The 11,918-nt window shown below is 37.9% G+C and carries 9 protein-coding genes; all 9 read left to right on the top strand.

Going from position 1 to position 11,918, the window contains the following annotated elements:
* The first annotated feature begins 33 nt into the window (after nt 1-33).
* Nucleotides 34-507 (top strand): DUF1572 family protein, encoded by a 474-nt coding sequence (locus tag KI430_RS07530; RefSeq protein WP_248877770.1) that lies wholly within the window; start codon nt 34-36, stop codon nt 505-507.
* Nucleotides 508-514: 7 nt separating this feature from the next.
* Nucleotides 515-1,030 carry a nuclear transport factor 2 family protein gene (locus tag KI430_RS07525; protein WP_248877768.1) on the top strand — a complete coding sequence of 172 codons (516 nt, stop codon included), beginning with the start codon at nt 515-517 and terminating at the stop codon, nt 1,028-1,030.
* Nucleotides 1,030-2,439, top strand: coding sequence for an MFS transporter (locus KI430_RS07520; RefSeq protein WP_248877766.1), 1,410 nt, complete (start codon nt 1,030-1,032; stop codon nt 2,437-2,439). The genes KI430_RS07525 and KI430_RS07520 overlap by 1 nt, the downstream gene beginning before the upstream one ends.
* A 467-nt stretch (nt 2,440-2,906) precedes the next feature.
* Nucleotides 2,907-3,815: a branched-chain-amino-acid transaminase gene (gene ilvE, locus KI430_RS07515; RefSeq protein ID WP_248877764.1), complete on the top strand. Its 909-nt coding sequence runs from the start codon at nt 2,907-2,909 to the stop codon at nt 3,813-3,815.
* Nucleotides 3,816-3,937: 122 nt separating this feature from the next.
* Nucleotides 3,938-5,620: a dihydroxy-acid dehydratase gene (gene ilvD, locus KI430_RS07510; protein WP_248877762.1), complete on the top strand. Its 1,683-nt coding sequence runs from the start codon at nt 3,938-3,940 to the stop codon at nt 5,618-5,620.
* A 318-nt stretch (nt 5,621-5,938) separates the two neighbouring features.
* On the top strand, nt 5,939-7,681 hold the full coding sequence (gene ilvB, locus KI430_RS07505; protein WP_248877759.1) for a biosynthetic-type acetolactate synthase large subunit: 1,743 nt from the start codon (nt 5,939-5,941) through the stop codon (nt 7,679-7,681).
* A gap of 179 nt (nt 7,682-7,860) precedes the next feature.
* Entirely contained in the window at nt 7,861-8,451 is a 591-nt protein-coding gene (gene ilvN / locus KI430_RS07500) for an acetolactate synthase small subunit (protein WP_027384999.1), read from the top strand.
* A gap of 101 nt (nt 8,452-8,552) precedes the next feature.
* Nucleotides 8,553-10,034 (top strand): ketol-acid reductoisomerase, encoded by a 1,482-nt coding sequence (ilvC, locus tag KI430_RS07495; RefSeq protein ID WP_248877757.1) that lies wholly within the window; start codon nt 8,553-8,555, stop codon nt 10,032-10,034.
* A 329-nt stretch (nt 10,035-10,363) separates the two neighbouring features.
* Nucleotides 10,364-11,860 carry an ATP-binding cassette domain-containing protein gene (locus tag KI430_RS07490; protein WP_248877755.1) on the top strand — a complete coding sequence of 499 codons (1,497 nt, stop codon included), beginning with the start codon at nt 10,364-10,366 and terminating at the stop codon, nt 11,858-11,860.
* The last annotated feature ends 58 nt before the right edge of the window (nt 11,861-11,918 follow it).

Raw genomic sequence — 11,918 nt, 5'->3', positions numbered from 1 at the left:
AATTTAAAACCGGAAAAATGTAATATTTTGAATATGAAAACTCAATCACAATTAGCTAGCCGTTTTCGTGAAGTAATCCTGAATGGAACCTGGATTGCAAACACCAACTTCAAGGACCAGCTGGAAAATTTGGATTATAAATTGGCTACGGTTAAGTTTCAGAATTTGAATACTATTGCTGTTCTTGCACAACATATTCATTATTATATTAAAGGAATTAAAAATGTTTTGCTTGGTGGCGATTTGGAAATCAGAGATAAATTCAGTTTCGATTTTCCACCTGTAGAATCTCAGCAACAATGGGAGAATTTTCTTGATGATTTCTGGAAAGATTCTGAGGAATTTGCAAAATTGATAGAAAATTTACCTGAAGAAAAACTCAATGCGGATTTTGTCAATGAAAAATACGGAACATACATCAGAAATCTTGACGGTATGATAGAACACAACTATTATCATCTAGGGCAAATTGTATTAATAAGAAAAATAATAGAAACTCAAAAATAAACTTGAAGTGAAAAGAATAATTTCCATTTTCATATTATCTTTTTTGATATTTTCGATTCCTGTTTCTGCTCAGAAAAAAGGATTTTACGAAAACGTTCAGAAAAAGAATATCAACAAATTACTGGATGATTTCAATACGTTTGCAGCCAATGCAGATTTTGATAAATACTTTGACTGTTTTGCAGAACAATCAACTTTTATTGGGACAGATGCAACGGAAGTTTGGAACAAAAAAGAATTCAAAGATTGGGCAAAACCATTTTTTGATAAGAAAACAACTTGGAATTTCAAATCTCTAAAACGAAATATTTATTTCAGCAAAGACGGAAATTACGCTTGGTTTGATGAAATTTTGGATACACAAATGAAAATCTGCAGAGGTTCTGGCGTTGTTGAAAAAATCGGTGGAAAATGGAAAGTGAAACAATATGTTCTGTCCGTTACAGTTCCTAATGAATTGGTGGATGAAGTAACAAAAATTAAAGCACCTATCGAAGATGCATTAATTCTAAAATTAAAATAATGAGAGCAAAACAAACAGATACAATTTTTACAAAGAGAATAAAACCAAATCTTTCCATCGCTCAGATTATCAATATGAGTATGGGATTTTTGGGAATCCAGATGGCATTTGGCTTACAGAACGGAAATGCCAGTAGAATTTTAGCAAATCTTGGAGCAGACGTTCACGAATTATCCTGGTTTTGGCTGGTGGCGCCAGTTACAGGTTTAATCGTCCAGCCAATTATTGGACATATGGGGGATAACACTTGGAGTCCGTTGGGAAGAAGAAAACCTTATTTCTTGATTGGTGCAGTTTTATGTGCAATAGGATTGGTTTTGCTTCCAAATGCGGCTTCGGTAACGCACATGATTGCAGCGAATGTTTTATTACTTGCTGTAATTTTCCTGGCGATGATGGACTTTTCCGTAAACATTGCAATGGAACCTTTCCGGGCTTTGGTCGGAGATATGTTGCCAAAACATCAGGGAACTTTAGGGTTTTCTATCCAAACTATTTTGATTGGAATCGGAGCGGTAATTGGCTCAGAAATGCCGAACTGGTTGACGAAGCTAGGAATCTCAAATGCTGCACCAGAAGGTTATGTTGCAGATAATGTAATTTATGCTTTCTACATTGGAGCTACGGTTCTTATTATTTCAATTCTCTACACGATTTTCACAACCAAAGAATACTCTCCACAAGAATTTGCTGAATTTGAAGGCGGAAAAGAAACCGTGGAAGAACCTTCAAAATTCTCAGATATGTTCAAGGATTTTGCGAATATTCCAAGCTTGATGAAGAAATTAGGAATCGTTCAATTCTTTTCTTGGTTTGCATTATTTACCATGTGGGTTTTCACAACAAGTGCTTTGGCGACACATCATTTCGGATTGTCACCGGAAGATACAAAATCAGTCGATTTCAATAGAGCTGGAGATTTAACAGGACATTTATTTGGATTATATAATCTTTTTGCAATCCCTTTTGCGTTCTTGTTGACGCCTATTGCAAAAATCATCGGGAAAAAGCAAACCCATGCATTGGCTTTGGCGAGTGGTGGTTTAGGATTGATTTCTATGTATTTTATCAAAGACACATCAATGCTTTGGATTTCGATGATAGGTTTGGGATTTGCTTGGGCTAGTATTTTAGCAATGCCTTATGCAATGTTAATCGATGCAATTCCACAAAGAAAAATGGGCGTTTATATGGGGATTTTCAATTTTTTTATCGTAGTTCCTCAAATCATTAATGGTATTTTTGGAGGACCAATTGTTTCCAATCTATTCGGAAAAATGGCGATTGACTATGTTATAGTTGGTGGCGTTTGTATGTTGTTGGGTGCTTTGATTACAATGATTTTCATTAAGTCTCAAGACGAAACACCAAAAGAAATTGAAGAAGAAATCCAGCAGGTTCATTTTTAATTTAATAATGTTTTATTCTAAATACAAAATCCACCAATCGGTGGATTTTTCGTTTTTCTTAGAAAAAATCAGATCAAAAATTAAAATTAAAAAACAAAACCTCATATTCTAAGTAAAATTTTAGACGTCGTAATTCCTACAACTTCCATCAACTGAAAATCAGAACTTTATAGACTGTTTTTGATTTGATGAATATCGTATTAAAATAAATATTTTGTGAGTTTTTGATATTTATAATTTGATTTTTGTATTGAAAATTCAATAAAGTTTATACATTTGTACCGTTCAAAACAAAAAGATGAGTTATTCAGTAATTATTATTGTCATTATTAGCATTATCGGATTCCGGTGGTGAGGGATGGCTTGTGATAATTTTTGAAATTGAAATTAATACAGACCACTCTCATCACGAGAGTGGTTTTTTTATTTAAAACAGACAAATAACAAACATAAAAAATCAGCACAAAATGTATTACAATGACGACAGTGTTCTCTTCTTTGATGGGGCATATGTGAAAGCAAAAGAAGCCAAGACCGACTTGTACGGCCAATCTTTACACTACGGATATGCCGTTTTCGAAGGAATTAAATCTTATAAAACAGTCAACGGAACCAAAATTTTCAAAGCAGAGGAACATTACGACAGACTTCGTAAATCAGCAGAAACTATGCTGATTCCTTTCGATTATTCTACCGAAGAAATGGTAGAAGCAACTTACAAATTGTTGGAAATTAATAATCTGAGTAATGCATATATCCGTCCGATTGTCATTTGTTCTCCGAATATGTCATTATCAAAAGGACAAAAAAGTTATCTCGTAATCGAAGTTTGGAATTGGGACAACGGTTATCTCGCCAACAAAATGAGAATTATGACGTCTTCTTTTGAACGTCCGAATCCAAAAGCTTTCAAAGTGGAAGCAAAAGTCAGCGGTCATTATGTGAACTCGATTTTAGCTTGTCAGGAAGCTAAGGATAAAGGTTATGATGAAGCGTTGGTCCTTGATGCTGACGGAAATGTAGCTGAAAGTTCGGGAGCAAATATTTTCTTCGAAAAAGACGGAAAATTATTTACACCAGCAAAAGGAAGCATTCTTCCGGGAATTACTCGTGCAACAGCTTTAAAGCTTTGTGAAGAATTCGGAATTCCTACAGAAGAAAAGTTTTTCAAACCGGAAGAAATGCAAGGTACAGATGCCGGATTTTTCTGTGGAACTGCGGCTGAAATTGTAGCCTTAGATTCTCTGGATAACGTTCCTTTCAAACTGAATTGGGAAGACAGTTTATCATCAAAAATTCAAATGGCTTATCGTCATTTGGTGTTAGAAGAAGATTATTCATATCTGAAATCCGAAAATTTAATCTTAGAAAAATAAATACGAGTCCCGAAGTGACGGTCTATTAAAGGATAGGATAAAATCCTATCAAATCAATAAAAATATTCGATGGTAATCCATCAAAAAAATACGACAGAAACAACCTGTCAAAAAAATAAAATATGTCTGAAAATTTAAACAAATATTCCAAAACACTCACGAAAGACCCAACTCAACCCGCAACTCAGGCGATGTTTTATGGGATTGGATTTCAAAAAGAAGATTTTGACAAAGCACAGATCGGAATTGCAAGTATGGGTTACGACGGCAATACTTGTAATATGCACCTGAATGGTTTGGCTGAGATTGTAAAAAAAGGGGTTAAAGAACAGAATCTAGTTGGATTAATGTTCCACACCATCGGAATCAGTGACGGAATGACCAACGGAACCGATGGAATGCGTTATTCCCTCGTAAGTCGAGACATCATTGCAGATTCTATCGAAGCAGTTTGCGCCGGACAATATTACGACGGATTGATTACTGTTCCGGGTTGCGACAAAAATATGCCGGGTTCTCTGATGGCGATGGCTCGTCTCGACCGCCCTTCGATAATGGTTTATGGCGGAAGTATTGCGCCGGGACATTACAAAGGCGAAGATTTGAACATCGTTTCAGCTTTTGAAGCGTTGGGAAATAAAATTGCAGGTAAAATTTCCGAAGAAGATTTTCAGGGTGTGATTCAGAATTCCTGCCCAAGTGCAGGAGCTTGTGGTGGAATGTACACAGCTAATACAATGGCTTCAGCAATTGAAGCTCTCGGAATGAGTTTACCTTATTCTTCTTCTTATCCCGCACTTAGTAAAGAGAAAAAAGAAGAATGTCAGTTTGCCGGACATTATGTTAAAATTCTTCTTGAAAAAGATATCAAACCATCCGATATAATGACACCAAAAGCTTTCGAAAATGCGTTGAGGTTAATTATGATTCTGGGAGGAAGTACCAATGCAGTTCTCCATTTTATCGCCATTGCAAAATCCATAGGATACGATTTGACTTTGGATGATTTTCAAAAAATCAGTGATGAAACTCCATTCTTAGCAGACCTTAAACCAAGTGGTAAATACTTGATGGAAGACCTTCATAAAGTCGGCGGCGTTCCTGCAGTGATGAAGTATCTATTGGATTTAGGCTTACTTCACGGCGATTGTTTAACGGTTACGGGAAAAACCATTGCTGAAAATTTGGAACACGTGACTTCAATTATAAACAGACAGCAGAATATCATTCACGATATCAAAAATCCAATCAAAGAAACTGGCCACATTAGAATTATGTATGGAAATCTTGCTGAGAAAGGTTCTGTTGCGAAAATTACAGGAAAAGAAGGTGCTTATTTCAAAGGAACAGCAATAGTTTTTGATGGCGAAAAAGAATTCATCAAAGGTATCGAAGATAAAAAAATTCAGGAAGGAAATGTAGTTGTAATCAAAAATGAAGGCCCAAAAGGCGCACCCGGAATGCCGGAAATGCTCAAACCGACTTCCGCTTTGATGGGTTCAGGCTTAGGTAAAAATGTCGCACTGATTACCGACGGAAGATTTTCCGGAGGAACGCACGGCTTCGTTGTTGGTCATATCACGCCGGAAGGTTTTGCCGGAGGATTGATTGGCTTGATTAAAGATGGAGATGTGATTGAATTGGATGCTGAAAAAAATACCATCAACGCATTGTTGTCGGATGAAGAAATTGCCAAAAGAAAAGCCGAATTCCAGCAACCTGAATACAAAGTAAAAAGCGGGGTGTTGTACAAATATGCCAAATCTGTAGCAGATGCCTCACAAGGCTGTGTCACCGATTTATAAGATAATAATGAGTAAGATATTATTTGGGGCAGCTATTTCCGTCTTCCACTCCCGCTTTTTTGCGAACAAAATGAAGCAATAAGTTGAACTATTTGGTCATCGCAAAAAGAGCTCCGTTCAAGCCGGGCTGCAATCGTATTGCGTTTCAAAATAATGTTTTAAAAAAATCTGGAGGTGAAATTTGAAAACAGGATATAAATTCAAAACGAATCCGAAGGATTCAATATCAGTAGTCGTAGGTGAAACCTATGGAATGGATATAAACCCAAACAAATCAGAACCCGAAGGGTTCAATCTTAAACGGAAAAAATATTAAAAATGAACAATACCATTTCACAAATAGAAAATATAGAATTAGAACAGCCAAAACCGGTAGAAATATCCGGTTCCAAAGCCGTTTTAGAAGCTCTGTTGCAGGAAAATGTACATACAGTTTTCGGTTATCCCGGTGGCGCAATTATGCCGATTTATGATGCTTTGTACGACTATTCCGAAAAACTAAAACATATTTTGGTTCGTCACGAGCAAGGTGCCATTCACGCTGCACAGGGATTTGCAAGAACTTCCGGAAAAACGGGGGTTGTATTTGCAACCAGTGGTCCCGGTGCAACCAATCTGGTGACAGGTTTAGCGGATGCAATGATAGACAGCAATCCGATTGTTTGTATTACAGGTCAGGTTTTTGCATCACTTTTGGGAACGGATGCTTTTCAGGAAACCGATGTCATCAATATCACAACGCCGGTTACAAAATGGAATTATCAGGTAACCGATGCAACCGAAATTCCGGAAGCGATTGCGAAAGCTTTTCATATCGCAAGTACGGGTCGACCAGGTCCGGTTTTGATTGATATTACCAAAAATGCCCAGTTGCAATTATTCGAATATTCGGGGTATAAAAAATGCAATCATATCAGAAGTTACTGCCCGGAGCCGGAAATCAGAAATGAATATATCGAACAGGCCGCAGAATTGATTAATCAGGCAAAAAAGCCATTTATTTTGTTTGGACAAGGGGTGATTTTGGGAAAAGCCGAAGAAGAATTCAAAACATTTATTGAGAAAGTTAATCTTCCTGCAGCAGCAACTGTAATGGGATTGAGTGCGCTTCCAACCAGCCACAAACTACACGTCGGAATGCTGGGAATGCACGGCAATTACGCACCCAATGTAATGACCAACGAATGTGATGTTCTGATTGCGGTCGGAATGCGTTTCGATGATAGGGTTACGGGTCGTTTGGATAAATATGCAAAACAGGCGAAAGTAATTCATCTCGATATTGACCCGGCCGAAATTGATAAAAATGTGAAGACCACCGTTCCGGTTTGGGGGAATTGTAAAAAGACACTTCCGATGCTGACAGCGCTTCTAAAAAACAATGACCATTCAGAATGGTTGGAAAAATTCCGTGAGTTGGAAAAAGAAGAAATCAAAGAAGTAATTACAGAAGAACTGAATCCCACAACCGATGTAATGACAATGGGAGAAGTCATCAAAGTTCTTAATGAGCTTACAAATGGCGATGCAATAATCACAACCGATGTTGGTCAGCATCAGATGGTTGCTTGCAGATATGCTCAATTCAATAATTCTAAATCCAGCGTAACCTCAGGCGGATTGGGAACAATGGGATTTGGTTTGCCGGCCGCAATCGGCGCTTGGTATGGCGCACCAGAAAAAACAGTGGTTGCAATCATTGGAGATGGCGGATTCCAGATGACGTTGCAGGAATTAGGAACCATTATGCAGTTCGGAGCGAAGGTCAAAATCCTGATTCTAAACAATGAATTCCTCGGAATGGTAAGACAATGGCAACAGCTTTTCCACGACAGGCGTTACTCTTTTGTAAATATCACGAGCCCAGATTTCGTAGCCGTTGCAAAAGGATATTACATCGATGGACAAAAAATATCAGAAAGGAAAGACCTAAAAACAGCTTTGGAAACAATGCTCAATCACGATGGCGCATATCTTTTGGAAGTAATGGTGGGAAAAGAAAATAACGTTTTCCCAATGGTAGCCCAAGGAACTTCGGTTTCAGAAATTCGTTTAAAATAAATTTTCAACAAAGTCCCGAAAGGACGACTTAATAAAGGATAGGATGAAAATCCCATCAAAACCCGAAGGGTTTAATATGAATAGCCGTAGGTGCAACCTATGGAATATAAGATCAACATCCCACGAAACCCGAAGGGTTCAATATCATTCCAATAACGGGAATTTTGAAAAACAAAACAATGGAAAAACAAGAATTTACCATCACATTATACACCGAAAATTCTGTTGGATTAATTGGCAGAATTTCAGGGATTTTTTCACGAAGAAAAATCAATATCGAGAGTTTGAATACATCTCCTTCCGAGGTGGAAGGCATTCACAGATTCACAATTCTCATTAATGAAACCGAAGAAGTCGTAAGAAAACTTTGCCGTCAGCTGGAAAAACAAATCGACATTCTGAAAGCTTATTTCAATACAGATGATGAAATTGTCTGGCAGGAACAGGCACTTTACAAAGTCCCCGCAAATGTGGTGACAGAAAAGGTCTATGTAGAACGATTGCTTCGTCAGTATGGCGCATCTACAGTTGTGATTCGTCAGGATTACATCGTTTTTGAAACGGCAGGACATCGGGAAGAAATCGACCGGTTAACTGAAGAGCTCAACAAATACGGGCTCATCGAATTCGTGCGTGGAGCAAGAATCGCAATCATCAAAAACAGCGCAGGAATCCACGAAAAAGTCCTCGAGTTTGAAAAAAGAGAACCATCTCCCGAACTTATTGAAAACGAATATCTCGATAAAAGAGACGATGTTTTCACAATGTAATTTTTCAAAAAATTAAAATTTAAAAATCAAAAAAATATTAATCCTAAAAAGTAGTTACGGTAATCTTTTTACTTGATACTTTTTACTTTTTACTTAAAAATATGGCAAATTATTTCAATACCTTATCACTCAGAGATCAGTTGCATCAGTTAGGACAGGCGGAATTTATGGACAGTTCAGAGTTTTCTGATGGCGTTTCTGCATTGAAAGGAAAGAAAATCGTAGTGGTTGGCTGCGGCGCTCAGGGGCTGAATCAAGGTCTGAATCTCAGAGACAGCGGACTGGACGTTTCTTACGCATTGCGTCAGGAAGCTATCGACCAAAAGAGAGATTCGTGGAAAAACGCAACCGAAAATAATTTCAAAGTCGGAACTTACGAAGAACTGATTCCCACTGCGGATTTGGTCATCAATTTAACGCCTGACAAGCAACACACTTCGGTAATCACTTCGGTTCAGCCTTTGATGAAACAGGGTGCGACTTTGTCCTATTCACACGGGTTCAATATCGTGGAAGAAGGGATGCAGATTCGTAAAGATTTGACGGTGATTATGGTCGCTCCAAAATGTCCGGGTTCCGAAGTTCGTGCCGAATATCTGCGAGGTTTCGGTGTTCCGACGCTGATTGCTGTTCATCCTGAAAATGACCCTCAGGGAAAAGGTTGGGCAGAAGCAAAAGCATATTGTGTAGGAACAGGCGGTCACAAAGCCGGTGTTTTGAAATCCTCTTTCGTGGCAGAAGTGAAGTCCGATTTGATGGGAGAACAGACGATTTTGTGCGGACTTTTGCAGACAGGTTCTATTCTTTCGTTTGACAAAATGGTCGAAAAAGGAATTGATGCAGGTTACGCTTCCAAATTGGTTCAATATGGTGTTGAGGTTATTACAGAAGCCTTGAAACACGGCGGTGTAAGCGGAATGCTGGACAGACTTTCTAACCCTGCAAAACTAAAAGCCTTTGAATTGTCAGAAGAACTGAAAGATATTATGCGTCCGCTTTTCCAAAAGCACCAGGACGATATCATCTCCGGTGAATTTTCCAAAACAATGATGGAAGACTGGGCAAACGGCGATGCCAACCTTTTGAAATGGCGTGCAGAAACAGGAGAAACAGCTTTTGAAAAAACACCGGCAGGGGATGTGAAAATCGAGGAGCAGGAATATTTTGACAATTATCTTTTGATGTCGGCCTTCATCAGAGCGGGTGTTGAATTAGCGTTTGAAACGATGGTTGAAGCCGGAATCAAGCCGGAATCCGCTTATTACGAATCGCTTCACGAAACCCCTTTGATTGCCAATACCATCGCACGAAAAAAACTGTTCGAGATGAATCGTGTGATTTCCGACACTGCAGAATACGGCTGTTACCTGTTCGACCAGGCTTGCAAACCTTTGCTGGCAGATTTTATGAAGTCGGTGGATACGGATTTGGTTGGAAAAGACTTCAACGAAGGCAAAAAAACTTCGGTTGACAACGCTCAATTGGTTTATGTGAACGATGTTTTGAGAAATCATCCGGTAGAAATTGTCGGCAGAAAACTGCGTCAGGCAATGACGGCGATGAAGTCTATCAAAACAGTATAAAATATTTATTTGGGCGCCTTTATCCGTCTTCCACTCCCGCTTTTTTCTGTCATTGCGAACAAAGTGAAGCAATCTGTTGAACTATTGGTCAATCGCAACGACAGAAAAAGAGCTCCGTTCAAGCCAGGGCGCGTTAAAACCAACAGCATTTTTGTCATTTCGTAGAAATCTCAGCAATAATTTTAAAATACTAAGTCTAGATTCCTACGGAAAGACAAATTATATGCAAAACCTTTTATAAGCGAAGCGGCTTTGTGAACTTAAAGCAGTTAGTTAATAAAAAATCTTTGTGCACTTTGTGTTCAAAATTGATTCAAAAAACTTAAATAATGTCAACCCCAATCATCCACATTTCAAACCTAAACTTCCAATATAATAAACCCATATTGGAAAATTTAAACTGGGAAATATCTTCCGGAGAATGCTGGATGTTGGGCGGATTAAGCGGAAGCGGGAAAACAACCTTAGCCAAAATCATTTCCGGAGAAATCAAAAATTTTGAAGGAAAAGTTGAGGTCAATTTTAATGAAAATTTAAACTTGAAGAGGAAAGTTCTGTACGTTTCAAATTGGTTTCAGTTCACTAATCTGGAAGGCGACCGCAATTTTTATTATCAACAGCGATATAATCAATTTGCTAAAAATGATACCCTAACCGTTTTTGCAGAACTCAATCATTTCGGGAAAGAAGAAAATCTGGATTTTGAAATTTTGGAATCCTATTTAGAACCGTTTGGATTTGAAAATTTTAAAAATCAGCAATTGATAGAATTGTCAAGCGGCGAACACAAGAAATTACAATTACTGAAAGCACTTTGGCTAAAACCTCAGGTTATGATTATCGACCAGCCTTACACAGGATTGGATACCAAATCAAGACAGTTTTTGAATCAGGCTTTTGATAATTTAATTCAGGAAAATGTCACATTGATTTTGATAAATAACGATGACGAATATCCTGAAAATGTTCAGTATTTTGTAGAAATAGAGAACGGAAAATTAGTTCATAAGAATTCTCCAAAAGACTTTTCCAAAGGAGAAGAAAGAACGCCAAAATCGCTTCCTTTTTTCTTACAAAATAATCAGGAAAACGAACAGGAAAATCTCATCAAACTGGAAAATATCAATATTTCTTATGGTGAAAAACAAGTACTGAGAAATATCGATTGGGAAGTCAATTCCGGTGAGCAATGGCTGTTGCAGGGTCACAATGGCTCGGGAAAATCAACATTGCTCAGTTTGTTGAATGGTGACCATCCGCAGGCTTATGCTAATGAGATTTATCTTTTCGGGCAAAAGCGGGGAAGCGGTGAAAGTATCTGGGACATCAAAGAAAAAATCGGAATGATTTCGCCTGAGTTACATTGGTATTTCGATATGAATGCGAATGTCGGACAAACCATTGCTTCCGGTTTTTTTGACTCGATGTCCTTGTTTCAGAAATTGAGTTTTAGTCAGCAACAACAATTGGAGCAGATGCTGCATTTCTTCGATTTGAAGGAAGATAAGAATAAAAAATTAAGTACTTTATCACTTGGAAAACAGCGCCTGGCTTTGCTCGCAAGAACATTGATTAAAAAACCAAAACTTTTAATTCTGGACGAACCTTGTCAGGGAATGGACAGCGAACAGACGCAATATTTCAATCAGGTAATTGATGATTTGGCAGGTCAAGGACAATCGTTGATTTATGTTGGGCATTTTGAATCTCAATTACCAAAAAAACTCAGTCACAAACTCGTCTTGGAAAACGGAATGAGCAAAAATGATTTAAACCACAAGAAACACAAAGATTTTCACAAAGACCATAAAAATGTGTACGAATAATTTTAAAATTTGTGCTCCTTGTGAAAATCTTTGTGCTCATAGTGGTTAAAAAAATAAA

The sequence above is a fragment of the Epilithonimonas zeae genome (assembly GCF_023278365.1).
Lineage (GTDB): Bacteria > Bacteroidota > Bacteroidia > Flavobacteriales > Weeksellaceae > Epilithonimonas > Epilithonimonas zeae_A.
Note: the sequence above shows the minus strand (reverse complement) of the source record. Positions and strands in the feature narration are given on the sequence as shown.

What these genes read in the sequence shown, in the direction of transcription:
- KI430_RS07530 (WP_248877770.1), top strand. Translation starts at nt 34, where the DNA reads ATGAAAACTCAATCACAATTAGCTAGCCGTTTTCGTGAAGTAATCCTG.
- KI430_RS07520 (WP_248877766.1), top strand. Translation starts at nt 1,030, where the DNA reads ATGAGAGCAAAACAAACAGATACAATTTTTACAAAGAGAATAAAACCA.
- ilvE (WP_248877764.1), top strand. Translation starts at nt 2,907, where the DNA reads ATGTATTACAATGACGACAGTGTTCTCTTCTTTGATGGGGCATATGTG.
- ilvD (WP_248877762.1), top strand. Translation starts at nt 3,938, where the DNA reads ATGTCTGAAAATTTAAACAAATATTCCAAAACACTCACGAAAGACCCA.
- ilvB (WP_248877759.1), top strand. Translation starts at nt 5,939, where the DNA reads ATGAACAATACCATTTCACAAATAGAAAATATAGAATTAGAACAGCCA.
- ilvN (WP_027384999.1), top strand. Translation starts at nt 7,861, where the DNA reads ATGGAAAAACAAGAATTTACCATCACATTATACACCGAAAATTCTGTT.
- ilvC (WP_248877757.1), top strand. Translation starts at nt 8,553, where the DNA reads ATGGCAAATTATTTCAATACCTTATCACTCAGAGATCAGTTGCATCAG.
- KI430_RS07490 (WP_248877755.1), top strand. Translation starts at nt 10,364, where the DNA reads ATGTCAACCCCAATCATCCACATTTCAAACCTAAACTTCCAATATAAT.